Genomic DNA, 20,255 nt, shown 5'->3' with positions numbered 1-20,255 from the left:
AAGGTCTGTCGGACGTCGTCTCTACCAGCCGAAGTTCTGGGTCCAGTACCAGCCGCGGGTGTCCAGACCCACGCCGATGGTGGTGAACCCGCAGTTCAGGATGTTGCGGCGGTGCCCGTCGGAATTCATCCAGGCCCTCATGACCTGCTCGGCGGACCGCTGGCCCATGGCGATGTTCTCGCCGCCGGGGCTGGGGTAGCCGGCGGTGCGCATCCGCTGGGCGAAGTCGACGCCCTCGGGGGTCGTGTGCGAGAAGTAGTCGCGCTCCGCCATGTCGGTGCTGTGGCTCTGCGCGGCCTTGACCACCCGGTCGTCCACCTCCAGCGGCTTGCAGCCGGCGAGGTCGCGGGCCTCGTTCACCAGGGCGACGACCTGCTGTGCCTGCGACACGGCGGCGGGCGTGGTCGTCGTCGTGGGTGCCGCGGACGGTTCGGATGTGGTGGTCGTCGTCTCCGTCGTCGTGGTGGTCTCGGTGGTGGTGGTGGTCGTCGCGGTGGTGGTTTCGGTGGACGGCGGAGCCTCGGTCGTGGTCGGCAGCGGTTCCGGCTCGCGGCTCTGCGCGGGCTCGCCGACGCCACCCACCCCGCCGACGCCGATGTTGTCGGAACCGCGGCTCTGTGCTGCGCTTTCCCCGACGAACGGGGCGAGCTGTTCCGGGTTGGCGAAGGCGACGCCGGTCGCACCGGCCGCGCCGAGGAGCAGGCCGACGAGTCCGCCGATCACGGATCGGTTACCGCGCCGTGCTGTCACGGTCGCGCACCGTACCACTAACGGGTGAAATGACAGGATGGCTCTTGTGGCTGGAGTAGAGCGGACCGTGCGCCTGACCGCCTGGGTGCGGGGCCACGTGCAAGGCGTCGGTTTCCGGTGGTGGACCCGTGCGCGGGCGCTTGAGCTGGGTCTTGTCGGTTCGGCGTCCAACCTGCGCGACGGACGGGTCGAGGTGAACGCGGAAGGTCCCGAAGTCGCGTGCCGGGAGCTGTTGGTCGCGCTGCGTTCCGGTGACACCCCCGGTCGGGTGGACTCGATCGTGGAGCGCTGGTCGGAGGCCCGCGGCGGCCTCACCGGTTTCGTCGAGCGTTGAACGCCCGGGCCCCCGGTGGCGTAGTACTTCGATGTGGACCGGGGCGAAGATGTCGTCAGGCAGCTGTACGGCCGTTGGCGCGGCCCGCTGCACGGCTACGTCCTGCGCCTGGTCGGCGGTGACCACCAGCAGGCGGAGGACGTCGTCCAGGAGACGTTGCTGCGCGCCTGGCGGCACGTCGACGAGCTGACGCCCGCCGACGCGGGGCCGTGGCTCTACACGGTGGCCCGCAACCTGGTCATCTCCGGTTTCCGCAAGCGCGGCGGCCGCAGGTCCGAGGTGCCGATCGAACCGGACGACCTGCCGCCGGTCGCCGACGAGGTGGAGCACGTCCTGCAGAGCTGGCAGGTGGCCGAGGCGCTGCGGGCGCTGAGCGTCGACCACCGCAACGTGGTGGTCGAGCTGTACTACCGGCGGCGTTCGGTCGCCGAGGCGGCGGCGGTGCTGGGCATCCCGCCGGGCACGGTCAAGTCGCGCTGCTTCTACGCCCTGCGTGCGCTGCGCGACGCGTTGGAGGAACGCGGGGTGACCGAGTCATGAGCTGTGCGCGGACCGTGGCGCTCGGCGCCTACCTGCTCGGCTCGCTCGACCCGGCGGAGCGGTCGGCGTTCGAGCGGCACGTGCACGGCTGTACCACCTGCCGGCGGGAGATGGTGCGGCTGGCGCCGTTGCCGGGACTGCTCAGCCAGGTGCGATTGGACGACCTGGAGCTGCCGTTCGACGACCCCGCGCCCGATCCCGACCTGTGGCCGCTGCCGCCGGCGCCCGAGCCCGTGCCCGTGCCCCTGTCCCTGCCCGTGCCGACCCGGCGACGGCGGTGGCCGGTGCTAATCGGCGCGGGGGTGCTGGTGGTGCTCGTCGCGTTGGGCGCGGTGGTCGTGCCACACCTGGTCGGCGAGGACGCCGTGACGTGGCACGCCTCCGACACCACCTCCGGCGTCGTGGCCAGCGCGGACCTCGTCGGCAAGTCGTGGGGCACCGAGCTGTGGCTGACCGTCGAGAACATGCCCCCGGGCCTGCGGTGCAAGCTGATCGTGCACGACCGGGCCGGGCGGACCGAGGTCGGCGGCTGGTGGGGCACCGACCACGCGCCGGACGAGCGGATCCCCGGCTCCACGTCGTTCCCGGTGGATCAGATCGAACGGCTGGACCTGGTGGTCGACATGGAGGTGCTGGTCTCGGTCCGGCGGTGATCGCGCTGGTCAGCGTGCCGACGACTGGTGAATGGCCCGCACGGGTACTCTGCCCGGCGTGCACCTCAAGAGCCTGACGCTGAAGGGCTTCAAGTCCTTCGCCTCGGCTACCACGCTGCGCTTCGAGCCGGGCATCACGTGCGTCGTCGGACCGAACGGGTCCGGCAAGTCGAACGTGCTCGACGCGCTGCGCTGGGTGATGGGCACGCAGGGCGCGAAGGACCTGCGCGGCGGCAAGATGGAGGACGTCATCTTCGCCGGCACGTCCGGCCGCGCGCCGCTCGGCCGCGCCGAGGTGACGCTGACCATCGACAACTCCGACGGCGCGCTGCCGATCGACTACGTCGAGGTGTCGATCACCCGCCGGATGTTCCGCGAGGGCGCCACCGAGTACGAGATCAACGGCAACTCCTGCCGGCTGATGGACATCCAGGAGCTGCTCAGCGACTCCGGCATCGGCCGCGAGATGCACGTGATCGTCGGCCAGGGCCAGCTCGCCGCGATCCTGGAGAGCAAGCCCGAGGAGCGGCGCGCGTTCGTCGAGGAGGCCGCGGGCGTCCTCAAGCACCGCAAGCGCAAGGAGAAGGCGCTGCGGAAGCTGGAGGCGATGCAGGCGAACCTGACCCGCCTGACCGACCTCACCGCCGAGTTGCGCCGCCAGCTCAAGCCGCTGGGCAAGCAGGCCGAGATCGCCCGGCGCGCGCAGGTCGTGCAGTCGGAGCTGCGGGACGCCCGGATGCGCCTGCTGGCCGACGACCTGGTGACGCAGCGCGAGGCGTTGGCGCGCGAGGAGCAGGACGAGGCCGCCGCCCGCGCCCGTCGCGCCGAGGTGGAGAAGTCGCTGCAACAGGCCCAGTTGCAGCAGAACGAGCTGGAGGACCAGGTCGCGGCCGACGCGCCGAAGCTCCAGCGGGCCCAGGACACCTGGTACCGGCTGTCGGCGTTGGAGGAACGGCTGCGCGGCACGGTGCGGCTGGCCGTCGAACGGGAGCGGCACCTGTCCGCGGCGGTGGACGCGCCGCGCGGTGGGCGTGACCCGGACGAGCTGGAGGCCGAGGCGGAGCAGACCGCGATCCTGGAGCAGGAGCTGCAGGACGGCGTCACGGAGGCCCGGGTCGGGCTCGCCGAGGCCGTGGAGACGCGGGCCGAGCTGGAGCGGATGGTGTCCGCGGCGGAGAAGGCGCACCTGGCCGCGGTGCGCGCGATCGCCGACCGGCGCGAGGGCCTGGCCCGGCTGTCCGGGCAGGTGGAGGCGTTGCGGTCGAAGACGAGCGCCACCGCCGAGGAGATCGAGCGGATGTCGACGGCGCTGGCCGAGGCGGTCGAGCGGTCCGAGGTCGTGCAGCAGGAACTGGCCGAGGCCCGTGAGGTGACCGGGACCGAGGACGAGGACGACGTCGGGCTGGACGAGCGGCACCGGCTGGCGGTCGAGGCGGACGACGCCGCGCGCCGCCGGGTCGAGGAGCTGGTCAAGGCCGAGCGGACCGCCGAGCGCGACATCGCGTCGTGGAAGGCGCGGGTGGACGCGCTGTCGCTGGGCCTGACCCGCAAGGACGGCGCGGGCGCGTTGCTGGCGTCCCGGCTGCCGGGGTTGCTCGGGTCGGTCGCGGCGCTGCTGACCGTGGAGCCGGGTGCGGAGGTCGCGCTGGCGGCGGCGCTCGGTCCGATCGCGGACGCGGTCGCGGTGGCGTCCGGGGCGGACGCGGTGGCGGCGCTGGAGCTGTTGAAGGAGCAGGACACCGGTCGGGCCGGTGTGCTGGTGGGCGGTGCGCCGGTGAGCGTCGACCGGTCCGGCTGGCCGTCGTTGCCGTCCGGCGCGCGGTGGGCCGTGGACGTGGTGCAGGCGCCGGAGCCGTTGCGGCCCGCGTTGCACCGGGCGTTGGAGCGGGTCGCGGTGGTGGACTCGCTGGCCACCGCGCGGGCGTTGGTCGACGAGCGCCCCTCGGTGCGCGCGGTGACGCGTGACGGCGACGTGCTGGGCGCGGACTGGGCGGTCGGCGGGTCGGGGCGCAGCCAGAGCGTCATCGAGGTGCAGGCCGCGGTGGACGAGGCGTCCGAGAAGTTGGCGCTGGCGGAGCGCGCTCTGGAACAGTCCGCGGCGGCTCTGGAGGGTGCACGGGCCGAGCAGCAGGCACGCCGGGCCGAGGTCACCGCGGTGAAGGAGCAGCTCAACGAGGCCAAGGTGCGCCGTGCCCGGTCGTCGGAGCGGCTGAACCGGCTCGCGGCGGCGGTGCGTTCGGCCGAGGCCGAAGTGGAGCGCGTGCGGGCGCAGCGGGAGAAGGTCGAGGCGGCCCGCGAGGAGAACCTGCTCAAGCTCGGCGAGCTGGAAGAACGCCTGCTCGTGGCGCAGGAGCAGCCGCTGGACGACGAGCCGGACACCGCGCACCGCGACGAGATGGCCGCCGAGCTGGCCGCCGCCCGTCAGGGCGAGGTGGACGCCCGGCTGGGGCTGCGGACCGCCGAGGAACGCGCCCGAGCGTTGCAGGGCAAGGCGGAAGGGCTGCGGCGGGCGGCGCGGGCCGAGCGCGAGGCGCGGGAACGTGCCCAGCGCGCCCACGCGGCCCGTGCGCGGGGTGCGGTCGTGGCGAAGGCCGTGGTGCGCGGCGGTGAGATCGCGCTGGAGAAGATCGCCGCGTCGTTGGCGCGGGCGGCCCGCGAGCGTGACGCGGCGCAGGAGCGCAGGACGCAGCGGGAGACGTACCTGGCGCAGGTGCGCAACCTGGTGCGGGAGATGTCGGTCGAGCTGGAGAAGCTGACCGACGCCGTGCACCGCGACGAGGTGCTGCGGGCCGAGCAGCGGATGCGCATCGAGCAGCTGGAGACCAAGGTCGCCGAGGAGTTCGGCATCGGCCTGGAGGACCTGGTCGCCGAGTACGGCCCCGACGTGTTCATCCCGCCGTCGCCGCAGGAGGTCGCCGAGTACGAGGCGGCCAAGGAGCGCGGCGAGCTGGTGACCGCGCCGCAGCCGATGCCGTACGACCGGGACACGCAGGCGCGGCGGGCCAAGCGGGCCGAGCGGGACCTGTCGCTGCTGGGCAAGGTCAACCCGTTGGCGCTGGAGGAGTTCGCGGCGCTGGAGGAGCGGTACAAGTTCCTGTCCAACCAGCTGGAGGACATCAAGGCGACCCGGCGCGATCTGCTGACCGTGGTGAAGGAGGTCGACGACAAGATCCTGGAGGTCTTCACGTCGGCCTACGAGGACGTCGCGCGCGAGTTCGAGATCGTGTTCAAGGTGCTGTTCCCCGGTGGCGAGGGACGGCTGGTGCTGACCGAGCCGGACGACATGCTGACCACCGGCATCGAGCTGGAGGCCCGGCCGCCGGGCAAGAAGGTCAAGCGGCTGTCGTTGCTGTCGGGTGGCGAGAAGTCGCTCGCGGCGGTGGCGATGCTGGTGGCGATCTTCCGGGCCAGGCCGTCGCCGTTCTACGTGATGGACGAGGTCGAGGCGGCGTTGGACGACACCAACCTGCACCGGCTGATCGGCCTGTTCGAGCAGCTGCGGGAGCACTCGCAGCTGTTGATCATCACGCACCAGAAGCCGACGATGGAGATCGCCGACGCGCTGTACGGCGTGTCGATGCGCGGTGACGGCATCAGCCAGGTGATCTCCCAACGCCTCCGCGGCGAGGACAAGCCGAAACGCGCCAAGGCCACCGCGCCCGCCGCGAAGCCCGCCGACACCACACCCCAGCCCACCGCCGCGCAGAACGGCGAGACCGCCGCTGCCGACGCGCCCCGGGCCGAGGCCGCTGCCGAGGTCACGGCGGAGGGTGAGCCCGACCCGTCCGCCTAGTCGAGGCGCAGGATCGTCTCCTCGATCTCCGCGTCTCGCGCGGAGGCGTAGGAGACCTCGGTGCCGATGACCGCGAACCCCGCTTTCCGCAGGACCGCGAGCGAGCCGAGGTTGTCACTGGCGGCGCGGGCGTGCAGCGGCCGGACCGCGACCACGTCCAGGAACAGCGCCAGCGCCCGGCTCGCGACCCCCCGACCCCACACCGACCGGTCGAGCCAGTAGGTGATCTCGGTGTCACCCTCCATCACGAAGCTGGAGATGGTGCCGACGAGCCGCCCGTCCAGGGTCACCGCGCGCAGCTTCGTGTCCGGTGACGCCCGCACCTTCGCCATGTGGGCGTCGAACGCCGCGCGGTCGTCGGGGTCCTCGGCCGTGAAAGCGGCCATCCGCACCGACTCCGGGTCGCGCATCTGCTCGAACAGCGCGTCCAGGTCGGTGTCCTCGACCGGCCGCAGTGCCACCTCTGCCACTGACCCCCCTTGGTTCAAGCCCGCGGGGAACGTATCAGCGGCCACCGACAATTCGCGGAGGTCAGCGCTCGTCGAGGAGCTTCGCCTCGGCCGGCGTCGGCGCGGTGCCGCCGAGGTGGGCCGGCTGCCACCACTGGCCCTCGCCCGACTCCGGGTACCGGGCCTGGGCGTCGTCCAGCAGTTCCTGCATCCGCTCGCGCAGCGCGGCGTCCGTGGTCGGCTCCACCGGCTCGCCGACGATGATCGTGATCGGCACGTGCCGCTGCGTCAGGGACTTGGGCCGCCCCTTGGTCCACAGCCGCTGGGTACCCCAGACCGCCGTCGGCAGCAACGGCACGCCGGCTTCTGCGGCCATCCGCACGGCGCCGCTCTTCACGTCCTTGACGGTGAACGAACGGCTGATCGTGGCCTCGGGGAAGATCCCGACGATCTCGCCGGACCGCAGCGCGTCCAACGCCTGCTGGTAGGACGCCTGCCCGGCGGCCCGGTCCACCGGGATGTGGTGCATCCCGCGCATGAGCGGGCCGGACACGCGGTGCTTGAACACCTCGTGCTTGGCCATGAACCGGACCAGCCTGCGCGCGGGCTGCGCGCCGTAGCCGGCGAAGATGAAATCGAGGTAGGAGACGTGGTTCGAGGCCAGCACGGCCCCGCCGGTGGTCGGCACGTGCTCCGCGCCCTCCACGGTGATCCGCATGTCGAGCACGCGGAACATCAGCTTGGCCGCGGCGATCACCGGCGGGTACACGCGATCTGGCATGAACCCCAGCGTACGTTACTCGTCAGTAGTGCGATCGTGTTCGCGCACCACCCGTGGAACGCCGGCCAGGTCCTCCTCATTGCACAGCAGCTTGAGGGCGTAATACGGCGAACCCTTGGTGTCGTCGTAGTCCAGGTGGACCGCGATCACGTCGACCGCTTCACCGAGCCAGTCCTGTGTCTGCCGCAGCCAGGAGGCCGCGCGCTCCAACGCGCTGGGCAGGTCGTCATCGCGGAACTCGACCGGCCGGTAGGGGACCTCCTGCACGGTGTCCCGCTGGTTGGCAGGCATCGGTAGGTCTACCGCCACCCCGCTGTCGTTGAGTTCGAGTTGGATCGTTTCCTCGCTCACCCTCCCAGGGTTCCCCAACAGGAAACGCGCGGCAAGAGATGTCGGTCATCCGAGGCTGACCGGCAACTCGGCCAGACCGCTGACCAGGACCCTCCGCCACGCCAACTCCTCGACCGGCCGTGCCGCCCGCAAGCCCGGAAACCGCCGCAACAGCACTCGCAGCGCCTCCTGCAACTCGATCCGGGCCAGCTGCGCACCCAGGCAGAAGTGGGGGCCGATGCCGAGCGCGAGGTGCTGGTTGGGCGTGCGCGTGAGGTCCAACACGTCCGGCGAGGGGAACGCGCGCGGGTCCCGGTTGGCCGAACCGATGGCCGCCATCACCCCCTCACCGGCCCGGACGACCACGCCCGCGACCTCCACGTCCTCCAGCGCCACCCGCAGCTGCCCGACCTCGCTGAGCCTGGTGAACCGCATCAGCTCCTCGACCGCGCTCGGCAGCAGCGCCGGGTCGGCCACCAGCCGCTCCCACTGCGACCGCTCGCGCAGCAGGGTGGCGACGAAGCTGGTGATCTGGTTGGCCGACGTCTCGTGCCCCGCGACCAGCAGGTTCAATGCGAACGCGACCAGCTCGTCGTGCGTCAGCGGCGTCGTGCACAGCTCGTCGAGCAGGTCGTCCGACCGGGGCTGCCGACGCTTCTCGGCGACCAACCCGCCCATGTACTCCAGCAGGCTCGCCATCGCCGCCTCGACCCGCGGCTGCTCGGACATCTCCAGGCTGTACGCGAGCTCGACCCACTCCCGGAACCGCTCACGGTCGGCGTACGGCACGCCGAGCAGCGTGCAGATGACCTGGATCGGCAACGGCAGCGCGTACACCTGCCGCAGGTCGGCGCCGTCCACCACGTCGTCGGCCAGCCGTTCGCACAGCTCGCGCACCCACGGCTGGGTCTGCGAGATCCGCCGGTGCGAGAACGCGCCGGACACGAGCTTGCGCAGCCGGGTGTGCTCGGGCGGGTCGGTGGTCGGCAGGGTGCCGGGCAGCGGCCGGGACACGCCGACCCGGGGCGCGCCCGCCGCCACCACGCCCGCCCGGGAGAACCGCGGGTCGGCCAGCACCAGCTTCACGTCGTCGTACCGGGTGACCAGCCACACCTCGGCGCCCGCGAGCGTGCGGACCCGGACCACCGGCGACTCCTCCCGCAGCCGTGCCCAGGTCGGCGACGGGTCGAAGGCGAAGGCGTCGGCGAAGGGGATGTCGAGGACGTCGTCCGTCATGCCCTCGACGCTAGGAGTCCGGGGGAGCGCGGGGCGAGCGCCATCCGGTGCGCATCGGCAGTCGGACGCGGCGTGCGCACCGGGTCGGCGACCTCCGTCACGTCCCGCCCGGCGGGCACCGAAAACTCCCTCGCGTTCTTCCGACCTCGCGGGTGACCATTCCAGCCATGTACGACATCCGTCCCGCCACCCAGGACGACCTGGACGCCGTGCTCGCGCTGGTCCTGCGGCTGCAGGCCGACGACGCGCACCACATCGGCTACCTCGGCGAGACGCTCGGCGACATCGCCGCGGAGCTGGCCGAGTTCGAGCCCGACTGGGCCGCGTGCACGCTGGTCGCCACCGACGACTCCGGGTGGGTGGTCGGCGCGCTCAGCGTCGAGGCCGACACCGAGTCCGGCCGTGCCTACCTGCACGGACCGTTCGTGGACGTGCCGGTCAACCACCCGGCGGGCAGCCGGATCTGGGACCAGACCGCCGACGCCCTCTACACCGCCGCCGAGCCGCTGCTCGACGGCATCGCCGACCGCGAGCTGCTCGGCCACACCGGGCACCGGAGGCTGGCCGCGTTCGCCGAACGGCACCGCTTCTCCGCCGCACGACCGTGCGGCATCCACGTCCTCGACGGTGACGGCCTGCGCGGCCTGCTGATGCGCGAGGCGAGCTGTCCGCGCACCGGCCCGGCCCGCGAGATGCGGGTGCTGCCGACCGACCCGGCCGTGCACGAGGCGGTGGCCGTGCTGCACGAGCGGTGCTTCCCCAAGACCTACCTGTCGGGTCGCAAGCTCGTGGACGGCAGCCGGCAGCACACCGTGGTGGTCGCCCTGGACGGCGACCGGGTCCTCGGTTACGCCTCGGGCAAGGCCGAGCCGGGCGAGTTCTACCTGGACTTCGTGGCCGTGGAACCGGACGTGCGCGGGCAGGGCGTCGGCGCGGCGCTGGTCACCGAGCTGGTGTGGAAGCTGGCCGAGAAATCCGGGGCACGGCCGCAGGTCGCCGCCGCGATACTGGCCGGCAACCGCTCCTCCCAACGGCTCTTCGACCGGCTCGGCTTCCGCCTCCACCTCGAACTCGTCGCCTACCGCGCCAACGCCGCCTGACCGCGTCAGGCCGCCTTGGCCGACACCGCGTCCTGCACGTCCGGCGGCTGGTAGCCCTTGTGCCGCAATGACATCAGCCCACCCACGACCAATGTGACCAGCACACCGAGCACCGTGTACCAGGGGTAGGCCAGCGACACGATCTTCTGGGCCGGCGCCGCCGGCGAGAAGTCGATCGCCAGGGTCGCGTCCGGCCCGACGAACTTCACGCCCAGGATCACGAACGCCATCACGACCACCGTGACCGCGAACGCCACCACCGCGTCGAGTTCCCGAGCCTTGCGGAACACCAGGCCGAGCAGGAACGCCCCGAGCAGCGCGCCGTAGGTGAACCCGGCGATCGACAGGCCCTGCTCCACGATCGGGTTGCCGCGGCGGGTCAGCGTGGCGAACAGCCCGGCGCACACGATCAGCAGGCCGGCCCACACCACCGTCCAGATCCGGCCCTGCTTGAACACCTCGGCCTCGGTCATCGGCCGCCGCACCACGCGCTGCACGATGTCGGTCACGGTCGAGGAGGCCAGCGCGCCCAACGACGACGACAGCGCCGCCGCCAGGATGCCCGCGATCACGAACCCGGACAGCCCGGACGGCATGTCGTTGACGATGAAGTTGGCGAACAGCTCGTCGTTGTTGTTGAGCTTGAGGTCCTTGACCGGGTTGGCCGCCTTGTAGAACGCCCACAGCATCACGCCGATGAACAGGAACAGCGCGAACTGCAGGAACACCACCACACCGCTGGCGATCAACGCCTTCTGCGCCGCACGCACGTCCTTCGTGGCCATCAGCCGCTGCACGATGAGCTGGTCGGCGCCGTGCGAGGCCATGGACAGCACCGCGCCGCCGATGAACGCGACGACGATCGCGTACGGGGAGGTGAGGGGGCTGGCGTTGAAGTCGAGGACCTGGAACTTGCCCGCGTCGGCCGCGGTGGCGAACCACCCCTCGGGCAGCTTGCCGTTCAGCACCAGGATCACCGCGAACGCGCCCACGACGTACCAGAGCATCTGGATCGCGTCGACCCACACCACGGCCCGCACGCCGCCGAGGAAGCTGTAGACCACCATCGCGATGCCCAGCGCCGCCACGATCACCCAGTACGACACGTCCACGCCGTACGCGACCAGCACGACCTTGATCGGGATGGCGGTGGCGAACAGCCGCAGGCCGTCCGCCAGCAGCCGGGTGACGAGGAACGTCAGCGACGCGGTGCTCTGGATGTTGCGCCCGAACCGCTTGCCGAGGAACCCGTACGCGGTGATCAGCTCACCCGCGATGTACTTGGGCAGCAGCACGAACGACACCACGATCCGGCCGATCAGGTACCCGATGGCCAGCGACAGGAACGTCATCGTGCCCAGGTAGGCGACAGTCGGGACGCTCAGCACGGTGAGCGTGGACGTCTCCGCCGACACGACCGACACGCACACGACCCACCACGAGATGCGCCGTTCGCTGACGAAGTAGTCGGTGGCGGAGCGCTGGCGCCCGGCGATCCACACGCCCAGCAGCGGCATGCCCACCAGGAACAGCACGATGATGCCGACATCAAGTGCGCGCATGGTCTCCTCCGTCTTCCTGTCCCTCTTGGCCTGACCGCCGCCCACGGCGGCCGATCGTCAATCCCGTCACGGCGGTGATCACGGGCTCGGGCAGGCGCAGCGGGTAGCGGCCGGGGGTGATCGACCCCAGCGGGCGCGGACCGGCGGCACCGGTGGCGGACGGCACGTTCGCGGGCAGGCCGTGCCAGGTCAGGAAGCCCAGCAGGGCGGCGAGGTACGCCTCCTTGCCCGCGGCGGGCAGTCCCAGTTCGTCGCTCGTGCGCAGGTCCACGTGCCGGCTCAACGACTCGACCAGCACGGGGTTGCGCATGCCGCCGCCGGAACCGATGACGGTGCCCTCGCACTCGGCGGCGATCGTGCGCACCGTCAGCTCGGTCAGCGTGGCCAGCAGGTCCTCGGCGGGCATGGTCAGGCCCTCGGTGACGCGGTCCAGGTAGGCGCGGTTGAAGTGCTCCTTGCCGGTCGACTTGGGCGCGGTGCGGGCGTAGTACGGGTCGGCCAGCAGGCGGTCGAGCAGCTCAGCGTGGACGTTGCCGCGGCGGGCGAACTCGCCGTCGGTGTCCTGGTTGCGCAGGCCTCCGGACAGCACGGTCATCGCCGCGTCCATGAGCGCGTTGCCCGGTCCGGTGTCGTAGGCGATCACACCTTCGGGCGAAACCTTGGTGATGTTGGCGATGCCGCCGATGTTCAGCGCGGTGGCCGGCCTGCCCTGGTCCTCGGCGAACCCGGCCAGCCAGAGGGCGTCCAGGGTGCTCGCCAACGGCGCGCCGTGACCGCCCGCGGCGACGTCGCGGACCCGCAGGTCGGACACCACCGGCAGGCCCGTGGCTTCGGCTATCCACGCGGGCTGGCCCACTTGCAGGGTGCCCAGGCAGCGGCCGTCCTCGACCCAGTGGTGCACGGTCTGGCCCAGTGACGACACCAGGTCGCCCCGGTACCGGACCGCCACGGCGGCGAACGCCCGGCCGAGCCGGGTGTCGAGCGCGCACAGCTCGGCGGCGCTGGTCGGCGGCTCGCGCAGGTCTTCGGGGAACGGGTGCTCGGCGTGCTCCACGGGGGTCAGCACGACGGTCGGGCCGTCCAGGGACAGGTCGGCCACGGCGACGTCGATGGCGTCCATCGACGTGCCCGAGATGAGCCCGATCACCCTCACGCCCTGTGGTCTATTCCACACTGCACGCTTGCGCAAGAGTGTTAGTGGGAAAGTTGCCTCAAATCTACCTAGTTCGTCGATCGTCAACATACGGTGGCGTGCGAGGATTGCCGCGTGTCCACCACGTCCCTGATCTGGATCATCGTCGTCGTCGCGGCACTGCTCGCGGTCGCCCTCGTGACGGGCGTCGTGCTGGCGCGACGCCGGCGGATCAGCCTCACCGAGCCCGAGCAGGACAAGCCCGCGAAGGGCTACCAAGCCGGTGGTGCGATCACGTTCAACGCGCCCGCGCCACCGGTGGCCGAACCGACCAGACCCGCCGAGCCGGTCGAGCGCACCGGGGCGTCACCCGCGCCCGCTCCGGCGCCCACGACGGCGCCGACTCCCGCGCCCGCCAAGCCCGTCGAACCCGTCGAGCACCCGGTCGCCGAGCGCACCGAGGTCGACGGCCAGCCGGGTGTCGGTGACGACGCGGCGGTGCCGCGCGACTCGGTCAAGCGCGGCTTCGTCGAGGTCGACCTGCCCGAGGAAGCCTCCGAGATCGAGGAGATCGAGCCGACCGCCGGTCGGCTGGAACGGCTGCGCGGGCGGCTGTCGCGGTCGCGGTCGACGTTCGGGCAGAGCCTGCTGGGGCTGCTCGGCGCGGGTGACCTGGACGAGGACTCGTGGACCGACATCGAGGACACGCTGCTGATGGCGGACCTGGGTGCGGCGGTCACCGACCAGATCGTCACGGCGCTGCGGGAGCAGATCGTGGCGCGCGGTGTGCGCACTGCCGACGACGTGCGGGCGTTGCTGCGCGACGTGCTGGTCGACGCGCTGCACCCGGAGATGGCCCGCGCGGTGAACGCGTTGCCGCACACCAACGGCTCCGGCAACCTCAAGCCCGCCGTCGTGCTGGTGGTCGGGGTGAACGGCGTCGGCAAGACCACGACGACGGGCAAGCTGGCGCGGGTGCTGGTGGCGGACGGCCGGACTGTGCTGCTGGGTGCGGCGGACACCTTCCGCGCGGCCGCGGCCGACCAGTTGGAGACGTGGGGTTCGCGCGTGGGCGCGACGACCGTCCGCGGCGCGGAGGGTGCCGACCCGGCGTCGGTGGCGTTCGAGGCGGTGAAGCGGGGCGTCGAGGCCGGTGTGGACACCGTGCTGATCGACACCGCGGGCCGGCTGCACACCAAGACCGGCCTGATGGACGAGCTGGGCAAGGTCAAGCGGGTGGTGGAGAAGCAGGCGGCGGTGGACGAGGTGCTGCTCGTGCTCGACGCCACCACCGGGCAGAACGGCCTGACCCAGGCGCGGGTGTTCGCCGAGGTGGTCGACGTGACCGGCATCGTGCTGACCAAGCTGGACGGCACCGCCAAGGGCGGCATCGTGTTCCAGGTCCAGCGCGAGCTGGGCGTCCCCGTGAAGCTCGTGGGCCTGGGCGAGGGCGCCGACCACCTGGCCCCCTTCGAACCGACCGCCTTCGTCGACGCCCTCCTCACCTAACCCCGCGAGTCGAACCTTCAGGACCCCCGAATTCAACGCTCAGGCGCAACTCGTGCAACGCGAACGTTGAAATCGGGGGTCCTGAGCGTTCGACACGCGGGACCTGAGCGTTCGACACGCGCGGGGGTTAGGGGCGGGAGTGGGTGGAGAGGCGTTGGGCGGTGGCGAGGATCTCGGGGATGATGCGGGACAGCGAGTCCTTGGTCAGGCGGCTGTCGGGGCCTGAGACGGAGACGGCGGCCAGGGTCGGTGCGCCGTGCAGGGGAACGGCGACGCAGCGGACGCCCAGCTCCTGCTCGCTCTCGTCCAGCGCGTAACCCTGCTCGGCGATCTGGTCCAGCGAGGCCAGGAGCTCGTCCGGGTCGGTGATGGTGTTCGGCGTGTAGGCGGGCAGGCCCGTGCGGGACAGCAGGGCGCGCACCTCGTCACGCGGCATCTGGGACAGCATCGCCTTGCCCACGCCCGTCCCGTGCGGCAGCAGCCGGCGGCCCACCTCGGTGAACATCCGCATCGAGTGCCGTGACGGCACCTGCGCCACGTACACCACCTCGTCACCGTCCAGCACGGCCAGGTTCGCGGTCTCCTCCACCTGGTCGACCAACTGCGCCAGCAGCGGCCGCGCCCACGTGCCGAACTGCCGTGACGCGGTCTCGCCGAGCCGGATCAGCCGGGACCCGAGCGTGTACCGGCGGTTGCTGTTCTGCCGCACGTACCCCAGCGTGACAAGGGTGCGGATCAGCCGGTGGATGGTCGGCAACGGCAGCCCGGAGGTGGCGGCGAGCTCGGACAGGCTCGCCTCACCCCCGGCGTCGGCGAGGCGTTCCAGCAGGTCGAAGGCGCGTTGGAGCGACTGCACGCCGCCCGTGGACTCCCGTGCCACCGACACCACTCCTTCATTGCCGTTCCGCGTGGTGAAAACTATAGTCCGCGAAGTAGAAACCGACTCGGAATCGAGGTGGGCTTCCATGTCCGGTGTTCGCGTCCTCGGGGGCGAAGTGGAGCGCGGGGACGAGATCCTCACGCCGGACGCGCTGGAGTTCGTGGCGGGCCTGCACCGCGACTTCGCCGCCACCCGTGACGAGCTGATCGCACGCCGCGCCGAACGCCGCCCGCTGGGTTTCCTGGACGAGACCAGGGAGATCCGCGAGGGCGACTGGCGGGTCGCCGAGGCGCCCGAGCCGCTGCGCGACCGGCGGGTCGAGATCACCGGCCCCACCGAGCGCAAGATGACGGTCAACGCGCTGAACTCCGGCGCGAAGGTGTGGCTGGCCGACCTGGAGGACGCCAACACCCCGCACTGGCACAACGTCGTCTCCGGCCAGGTCAACCTGTACGACGCGGCCCGCGGCACGGTCGAGCACACGTCCCCGGAGGGCAAGCGCTACACCCTGCGCGACGACGTGCCCCGGCCGACGATCGTGGTCCGGCCGCGCGGCTGGCACCTGCCCGAACGGCACATCGAGATCGACGGCAAGCCCGCCATCGGCGCACTGGTCGACTTCGGCCTGCACTTCTTCCACAACGCCGAGTTGGGCAAGCCCTACTACTACCTGCCGAAGATGGAGAGCCACCTCGAAGCCCGGCTGTGGAACGACGTGTTCACCGCCGCGCAGCGACGGCTCGGCGTACCGCACGGCACGATCCGCGCCACCGTGCTGATCGAGACGATCCCGGCCGCGTTCGAGATGGACGAGATCCTCTACGAGCTGCGCGACCACGCCTCGGGCCTGAACGCGGGCCGCTGGGACTACCTGTTCAGCACCATCAAGTACTTCCGCGACGCCGGGCCGGACTTCGTGCTGCCCGACCGCAACAGCATCACGATGACCGTGCCGTTCATGCGCGCCTACACCGAGCTGCTCGTGCACACGTGCCACAAGCGCGGCGCGTTCGCCATGGGCGGCATGGCCGCGTTCATCCCGAACCGGCGCGACCCGGAGGTCACCCGCGCGGCGCTGGCCAAGGTGCGTGACGACAAGCGCCGCGAGGCGGGTGACGGCTTCGACGGCTCATGGGTGGCGCACCCCGACCTGGTGCCGGTGTGCGCGGAGATCTTCGACCAGGAGTTCGCCGACCGGCCGAACCAGCTCGACGAGCTGCGGCCGGAGGTGTCGGTCACCGCCGAGCAGTTGCTGGACTTCAAGTCGGCGGACGGCAGCGCCACCCGGGCGGGCGTCGAGTCCGCCGTCGACGTCGGCGTGCGCTACCTGCTGTCGTGGCTGAACGGCAACGGCGCGGCGGCCATCCACAACCTGATGGAGGACGCCGCCACCGCCGAGATCTCCCGTTCGCAGCTGTGGCAGTGGGTGCACAACGACGTCGTGCTGGACGACGGCACGCCGGTCACCGCCGAGCTGGTGCGCACCGTGCTGGCCCAGGTGGAGGAGAAACTCGAGGGCGAGCACCTCGACCTGGCCGTGGAGCTGTTCGAGCAGGTCGCGCTGGCCGACGAGTTCGTGGACTTCCTGACCCTGCCCGCCTACGAGCGGATCGGCTGACGTGCCGCGGACGTCGTTGTCGGTCGAGGCGGTGCGGGCGGTCACCGCGCGGCTGTCCGATGTGGAGCTGCGCGCGCCGGAGGGCCGCCAGCCCGTGCACACCTGCTACGTGCCCGCCGACCGCGTGACGCCGTCCACGCCCGCCGAGTGGGGTGCGCAAGCGCTTGCGGCGTTGGATGGGCACGCCCCGGACGGGCTGGCGGACGTGCTCGACCTCGCGCCGGACGTGGCCGACGTCGTGGACGCGCGGGTGCGGGCGAAGTTGCGCGGCGAGCCGGTGGAGGACCTGCGGATCGACTTCGAGGACGGCTACGGCGCCCGGTCCGACGCGGAGGAGGACTCGGACGCCGAACGCACCGCGCACGTGGTGCGGGACTGGTTGCGCGACGGCGTGGCCCCGCTCCGGTTCGGGCTGCGGATGAAGTCGTTCGACACCAGGGCGTCGCGCGAGCGCGGCATCCGGACGCTGGACGTCTTCCTCACCGCGCTGGGCGAAGCACCCGAGGCGTTCGTCGTCACGTTCCCGAAGGTCACCTCGGTCGCGCAGGTGGAGGTGTTCGGCGACGTGCTGGACCTGTTCGGGCTGCCGCTGCGGTTCGAGGTCCAGGTCGAGACGACCCAGTCGATCGTGGACCGCGAGGGCAGGCTGGCACTGCCGCGGTTCATCGAAGCGGGCCGCGGCCGGGTCACCGGGCTGCACTTCGGCACGTACGACTACACGGCGGGCTGTGGGTTGGGTGCGGCGCACCAGCACTTGGCGCACGGCGCGTGCGACTTCGCCCGCCACGTCATGCAGGTGTCCGCGGCGGGCACCGGTGTCGCGCTGTCGGACGGCTCCACCAACGTGCTGCCGGTCGGCGACGACGTGCACGAGGGCTGGCGCACGCACTACCGGCTGGTGCGGCGGTCGTTGGCGCACGGTTTCTACCAGGGCTGGGACCTGCACCCGGCACAGTTGGTGACCAGGTACGCGGCCGTGCACGCGTTCCACCTCGAAGGCGTGGACGCGGACGCCCGCCGGCTCAAGGCGTACGTGGCCCGGGCCGGCGGTTCGGTGCTGGACGAGCCCGCGACCGCCCAGGCGTTGTCCACGTCGTTCCTCCGCGCCCTGGACTGCGGTGCCCTGGACGAGGACGAAATCCGCCGTGCGACGGGACTCAGCGTGATCGAATTGCAGGCCCTAGCCAGAAGAGAGTGATCACGGCATCGCTGGATGGGGTGATCCTCGAATCAGCGAAGGGCCGAAACGCGCGATACCGGTCAGTGTGTGTGCATGACCATGAGGGCCGGCTTGTGGACCGGGCTGCCGGACCTGGAGCGGGCGGAGTTCCGCTATCAGGTGGTGGCGTGCGCGGCGGACGTGGACGTGCTCATCGCCGCCTTGGCGCGGCCCGAGTGCAATGACGGGATGTTGGAGCACTTCGGGCGCCCACCCGACGCCGAGGGGGAGGCCGACCACAACCTGGTGCTCGCGGTGCGCGGCTCGTGGGGCTACCTCAACTACGTGGACGACGAGTTCACCGGCTGGCCGAAGGGCGAGCCGGACGCGCCGTACGTGGACGAGACCTACACCGATTTCCCGCCGGGCGTGGGCGTGCCGCTGATGACCTACCGCGACATCCTGCTGGAGTTCATGTTCACCGCCCGCCGGCCGACCGTCGTGGACTGGTACGAGGAGGCCGACCTGTTCCACGCCTGGCGGCTGCAGCGGATGGCGCTGCACAAGAAGGTGGCGGGCGACAAGATGTGACCGTGCTCCCCGGCTCGGGAGCACGGCCGCACCGCTTCAGAACGACGGCAGGGTGTACCAGGCCGACCCGGCGTCCTCGGCGTCGTCACGCAGCACGGCGCCCTCGATCAGCCCGTACGGCCGGTCGGCGGCGTAGAACACCTCGTTGTCGTTCGTCAGCCCGAACGGCGACAGGTCCACCGCGAAGTGGTGCTTGTTCGGCATCGACAGCCGCACCTCGGCCACCTCGGGCCGGGCCTCCAGCACCGCCTCGCCCATCGCGTACAGGGTCTGCTGCAACGACAGGCTGTGCTTGGCCGCGAACGTCGCCAGCAGCAGCCGCCGGATCCCGGTGAAGCTCTCCGCCCAGTCGATCCCGTCGGTCGTCCGATCTCCGGCTCCGCCGGGGGTCTGGTAGCGCCACCGCGCCGTCACCGACGTCGCCAGGATCCGGTCGTCGGTCTCCTGCAACGTCGTGTACTCGTCGCGCGGGAAGCCGTGGAACTCCGAGCCGGTCGACTTCAGCACCACCACGTCCCGCACGCCCGACACCACCCACGCGCGCTCACCGTCGATCGTCACGGCGGTCGTGCGCTTCTCGTTGGTGCCTTGCACGAACGAGTGGTCGTTGCCTTCGATGCGTTCCCACGCGTGCTCGTCGATGAGCACGCGGGCGCCCGTGATCGCCTCCTGCGTCGACACGAAGTGCCTGCCCAGCCGCAGCGCGAAGTCCTCGATCTCGCCGACCGGGGCCTGCTTGGCGAAGGCGTAGACGGTGTTCTTCTGCGTGTCGGTCGCCAGCACCTTCGCGTTGTCGCCGGTCAGGTGGGTGTCCGCCAGGTCGCCGCGCAGGGAGGTGCTGACCGTGAGGTCCCTGATCGTGTGCACGGCGCCGTCGCGGGTCACCGTGACGAGGCGGTTCTCCGCCTTCCCGTACTGGTTGGGCCCCAGGACGATGGCCATCGCTCAGCTCCCTCGGTAGGTCGTGTAGGCGAACGGGCTCAGCAGGATCGGCACGTGCAGGTGCGGCGGATCACCGGTGACCCGGAACGCGACGGTGATCTCCGGGTAGAACGGCGTGTCGACGGCGAACACCAGCCGGTGCGCGCCGGGCTCCAGGTCCCGTGCGAACCGCAGCCTGCCGTCGTCGTCGGTGACGCCCTCGGCCAGCACCTCGCCGTCGCGCTCCAACCGGACCGGCACGCCGACCCGCGGCCGTCCCGCCTCGGCGTCGAGCACGTGGGTGGACAACGACGTCATGCCAGCACCTTCCTCAGCCGCAGTGCCGCGATCTTCGCCAGTTCCCGGCTCACCACGCGCAGTTCCACGTCCGGCGGGTTGCCCATCCGGGACGTGAGGTCGGCCAGCATCTGCTCACCGCTCAGCCCTGTCGCGCACACCAGGTAGATGTGCCCGAACCGGTCCTCGTAGGCGGCGTTGGCGGCGAGCAGCCGATCGGCGAGCGACGCCGTGACGCCGGACTGCTCGTCGGCCGACCACTTCGCCGAGACGCCGTCACCCCGGGCACGTTCCCCGATGCGGGGGTGGCCCGCGATGGCGGCGTGGACCTCCTGGTCGCTCAGGTCCGCGTGCCGGTCCGAGGCGGCGAGCAGCGCGTCCACGTCGGGGTAGGGGCGGTCGGCGAGCAGTGCGTCGACCCAGCGCGGCACCGCGAGGCACTCGGCGAGCAGGGGGCGGAGCTGGGCCGCCGGTGCGGAGTTGAACCCTTCCAGGTCGGGCACAAAGGCTCCCTTTTTCTGTATCGCGGAATCCCGTTTCCGCAAAGAGGGACGGTACGAGTGCCCTCCGAGCGTGTCAACAGTCTTGCGCCGCCGTCACGAGCCTGCCTACTCTCTCGA

At 71.4% G+C, this 20,255-nt stretch carries 20 protein-coding genes; 9 read left to right on the top strand and 11 right to left on the bottom strand.

Annotation, left to right across the window (positions count from 1 at the left end; translation table 11 throughout):
- Positions 1 to 21: 21 nt before the first annotated feature.
- Positions 22 to 723 carry a CAP domain-containing protein gene (locus tag B0I31_RS02185; RefSeq protein ID WP_245949600.1) on the bottom strand — a complete coding sequence of 234 codons (702 nt, stop codon included), beginning with the start codon at positions 721 to 723 and terminating at the stop codon, positions 22 to 24.
- Between the two features lie 64 nt (positions 724 to 787).
- Between B0I31_RS02185 and B0I31_RS02180 the strand changes: the two genes are divergently transcribed.
- The 4 genes from B0I31_RS02180 to smc are packed head-to-tail and all read left to right on the top strand — an operon-like array spanning position 788 to position 6,070.
- Complete coding sequence (locus B0I31_RS02180) at positions 788 to 1,084, top strand: acylphosphatase (RefSeq protein ID WP_106613572.1); 297 nt, start codon at positions 788 to 790, stop codon at positions 1,082 to 1,084.
- Positions 1,085 to 1,117: 33 nt separating this feature from the next.
- Positions 1,118 to 1,624, top strand: a complete 507-nt coding sequence (locus B0I31_RS02175; RefSeq protein ID WP_106613571.1) for a sigma-70 family RNA polymerase sigma factor — start codon at positions 1,118 to 1,120, stop codon at positions 1,622 to 1,624.
- Complete coding sequence (locus B0I31_RS02170; protein WP_106613570.1) at positions 1,621 to 2,277, top strand: anti-sigma factor family protein; 657 nt, start codon at positions 1,621 to 1,623, stop codon at positions 2,275 to 2,277. The genes B0I31_RS02175 and B0I31_RS02170 overlap by 4 nt, the downstream gene beginning before the upstream one ends.
- A gap of 58 nt (positions 2,278 to 2,335) precedes the next feature.
- Positions 2,336 to 6,070 (top strand): chromosome segregation protein SMC, encoded by a 3,735-nt coding sequence (gene smc / locus B0I31_RS02165; protein WP_181319948.1) that lies wholly within the window; start codon positions 2,336 to 2,338, stop codon positions 6,068 to 6,070.
- Here the strand turns inward: smc and B0I31_RS02160 are convergent.
- The 4 genes from B0I31_RS02160 to B0I31_RS02145 form a co-directional block, all read right to left on the bottom strand.
- A complete protein-coding gene (locus B0I31_RS02160) occupies positions 6,067 to 6,540 on the bottom strand; it encodes a GNAT family N-acetyltransferase (protein WP_106613569.1) in 474 nt (157 codons plus the stop codon). The two genes, smc and B0I31_RS02160, sit on opposite strands and share 4 nt — an antisense overlap.
- Positions 6,541 to 6,601: 61 nt before the next feature.
- The gene (locus B0I31_RS02155; protein ID WP_106613568.1) at positions 6,602 to 7,300 is read right to left on the bottom strand and encodes a lysophospholipid acyltransferase family protein; all 699 of its coding nucleotides are present in this window, start codon (positions 7,298 to 7,300) and stop codon (positions 6,602 to 6,604) included.
- A 15-nt stretch (positions 7,301 to 7,315) separates the two neighbouring features.
- A complete protein-coding gene (locus tag B0I31_RS02150) occupies positions 7,316 to 7,651 on the bottom strand; it encodes a hypothetical protein (RefSeq protein WP_053720469.1) in 336 nt (111 codons plus the stop codon).
- A 45-nt stretch (positions 7,652 to 7,696) separates the two neighbouring features.
- Entirely contained in the window at positions 7,697 to 8,866 is a 1,170-nt protein-coding gene (locus tag B0I31_RS02145; protein WP_106613567.1) for a cytochrome P450, read from the bottom strand.
- Between the two features lie 167 nt (positions 8,867 to 9,033).
- Here B0I31_RS02145 and B0I31_RS02140 point away from each other — a divergent pair, with 167 nt between their 5' ends.
- Positions 9,034 to 9,966, top strand: coding sequence for a GNAT family N-acetyltransferase (locus tag B0I31_RS02140; RefSeq protein ID WP_106613566.1), 933 nt, complete (start codon positions 9,034 to 9,036; stop codon positions 9,964 to 9,966).
- Between the two features lie 5 nt (positions 9,967 to 9,971).
- Here the strand turns inward: B0I31_RS02140 and B0I31_RS02135 are convergent, their stop codons facing one another.
- Both B0I31_RS02135 and B0I31_RS02130 read right to left on the bottom strand, forming a co-directional pair.
- Positions 9,972 to 11,528: a sodium:solute symporter gene (locus B0I31_RS02135; protein WP_106613993.1), complete on the bottom strand. Its 1,557-nt coding sequence runs from the start codon at positions 11,526 to 11,528 to the stop codon at positions 9,972 to 9,974.
- Complete coding sequence (locus B0I31_RS02130) at positions 11,515 to 12,681, bottom strand: anhydro-N-acetylmuramic acid kinase (protein ID WP_245949598.1); 1,167 nt, start codon at positions 12,679 to 12,681, stop codon at positions 11,515 to 11,517. Before B0I31_RS02130 ends, B0I31_RS02135 begins: the two co-directional genes overlap by 14 nt.
- A 114-nt stretch (positions 12,682 to 12,795) precedes the next feature.
- On the opposite strand from B0I31_RS02130, the gene ftsY reads away from it, so the two are divergent.
- A complete protein-coding gene (ftsY, locus tag B0I31_RS02125) occupies positions 12,796 to 14,169 on the top strand; it encodes a signal recognition particle-docking protein FtsY (protein ID WP_106613564.1) in 1,374 nt (457 codons plus the stop codon).
- A 127-nt stretch (positions 14,170 to 14,296) separates the two neighbouring features.
- On the opposite strand, the gene B0I31_RS02120 is transcribed toward ftsY, so the two are convergent.
- Positions 14,297 to 15,055 carry an IclR family transcriptional regulator gene (locus B0I31_RS02120; RefSeq protein WP_245949596.1) on the bottom strand — a complete coding sequence of 253 codons (759 nt, stop codon included), beginning with the start codon at positions 15,053 to 15,055 and terminating at the stop codon, positions 14,297 to 14,299.
- A 79-nt stretch (positions 15,056 to 15,134) separates the two neighbouring features.
- Here B0I31_RS02120 and aceB point away from each other — a divergent pair, with 79 nt between their 5' ends.
- The 3 genes from aceB (at position 15,135) to B0I31_RS02105 (ending at position 18,417) form a co-directional block, all read left to right on the top strand.
- Positions 15,135 to 16,667 (top strand): malate synthase A, encoded by a 1,533-nt coding sequence (gene aceB / locus B0I31_RS02115; RefSeq protein WP_106613562.1) that lies wholly within the window; start codon positions 15,135 to 15,137, stop codon positions 16,665 to 16,667.
- Between the two features lies 1 nt (position 16,668).
- Positions 16,669 to 17,865: a DUF6986 family protein gene (locus B0I31_RS02110; protein ID WP_106613561.1), complete on the top strand. Its 1,197-nt coding sequence runs from the start codon at positions 16,669 to 16,671 to the stop codon at positions 17,863 to 17,865.
- 75 nt (positions 17,866 to 17,940) lie between these two features.
- Positions 17,941 to 18,417 (top strand): Imm1 family immunity protein, encoded by a 477-nt coding sequence (locus tag B0I31_RS02105; RefSeq protein ID WP_106613560.1) that lies wholly within the window; start codon positions 17,941 to 17,943, stop codon positions 18,415 to 18,417.
- A gap of 36 nt (positions 18,418 to 18,453) precedes the next feature.
- Here the strand turns inward: B0I31_RS02105 and pucL are convergent, their stop codons facing one another.
- From pucL to uraD, 3 genes are read right to left on the bottom strand one after another with little or no spacing between them, the layout of a single operon-like run.
- Positions 18,454 to 19,359 carry a factor-independent urate hydroxylase gene (gene pucL, locus B0I31_RS02100; RefSeq protein WP_106613559.1) on the bottom strand — a complete coding sequence of 302 codons (906 nt, stop codon included), beginning with the start codon at positions 19,357 to 19,359 and terminating at the stop codon, positions 18,454 to 18,456.
- A gap of 3 nt (positions 19,360 to 19,362) precedes the next feature.
- Positions 19,363 to 19,656 (bottom strand): hydroxyisourate hydrolase, encoded by a 294-nt coding sequence (locus B0I31_RS02095; protein WP_106613558.1) that lies wholly within the window; start codon positions 19,654 to 19,656, stop codon positions 19,363 to 19,365.
- The gene (gene uraD, locus B0I31_RS02090; protein ID WP_106613557.1) at positions 19,653 to 20,138 is read right to left on the bottom strand and encodes a 2-oxo-4-hydroxy-4-carboxy-5-ureidoimidazoline decarboxylase; all 486 of its coding nucleotides are present in this window, start codon (positions 20,136 to 20,138) and stop codon (positions 19,653 to 19,655) included. The genes B0I31_RS02095 and uraD overlap by 4 nt, the downstream gene beginning before the upstream one ends.
- Positions 20,139 to 20,255 lie beyond the last annotated feature (117 nt).

Source organism: Saccharothrix carnea, from assembly GCF_003014735.1.
Taxonomy (GTDB): Bacteria; Actinomycetota; Actinomycetes; order Mycobacteriales; family Pseudonocardiaceae; genus Actinosynnema; species Actinosynnema carneum.
This window is presented reverse-complemented; position numbering and strand designations above follow the sequence as displayed.